Raw genomic sequence first — 816 nt, 5'->3', positions numbered from 1 at the left:
GGCCCCATGGGTCCGGCCCGCTGCCGTCCGTGGGACGTCAGAGCACCGCGCCCAGGAACTCCCGGGTCCGCTCGTGGGTCGGGTCCTCGAAGATCCGCTCCGGGGGACCGGACTCGATGACCCGGCCGCCGTCGAACATCAACACGTCGTCGGAGATGTCGCGCGCGAAGTTCATCTCGTGGGTGACGCACAGCATGGTGATGTCGGTGGTCCGGGCGATGTCGCGCAGCACGTCCAGCACGCCCGCCACCAGCTCGGGGTCGAGCGCCGAGGTCACCTCGTCGAGGAGCAGCACCTGCGGGCGCATCGCCAGCGCCCGCGCGATGGCGACGCGCTGCTGCTGGCCGCCGGAGAGCTGCGAGGGGTACACGTCGCACTTGTCCGCGAGCCCGACCAGCTCCAGGAGCTCGCGCGCCCGCGCCTCGGCCTCGTCCTTGGACAGGCCGAGGACGGTGACCGGCGCCTCGGTGACGTTGCGCAGCACCTTCATGTTGGGGAAGAGGTTGAACTGCTGGAACACCATGCCGATGTTCTTGCGGACCTCGGCGACCTCCCGGCGCTTGGCCGGGTACAGCCTTCTGCCGTCGACGGTGATGGTGCCCTCGTCCGGACGGGTCAGCGTCATCAGCATCCGCAGGATGGTGGTCTTGCCGGATCCGGACGGGCCGATCAGGGTGACGTGCTTGCCGGCCTCCACGGAGAAGTCCAGCCGGTCCAGCACCGTGTTCTCGCCGAAACGCTTGGTGACCTGGTCGAACCGGATCAGCTCGCCGGGAGCGGCGGGGCGGGCGGGGGGCGGGGGGGGGGGGGGGGGGG

1 protein-coding gene is annotated in these 816 nt (G+C 70.8%); it reads right to left on the bottom strand.

Annotated features, from left to right (window positions below):
- Nucleotides 1-37: 37 nt before the first annotated feature.
- The gene (gene ehuA, locus ACOV8S_RS19480; protein WP_448319459.1) at nucleotides 38-766 is read right to left on the bottom strand and encodes an ectoine/hydroxyectoine ABC transporter ATP-binding protein EhuA; all 729 of its coding nucleotides are present in this window, start codon (nucleotides 764-766) and stop codon (nucleotides 38-40) included.
- Nucleotides 767-816: the final 50 nt, after the last annotated feature.

It is taken from the genome of Streptomyces sp. CO7 (assembly GCF_053474865.1).
This window is presented reverse-complemented; position numbering and strand designations above follow the sequence as displayed.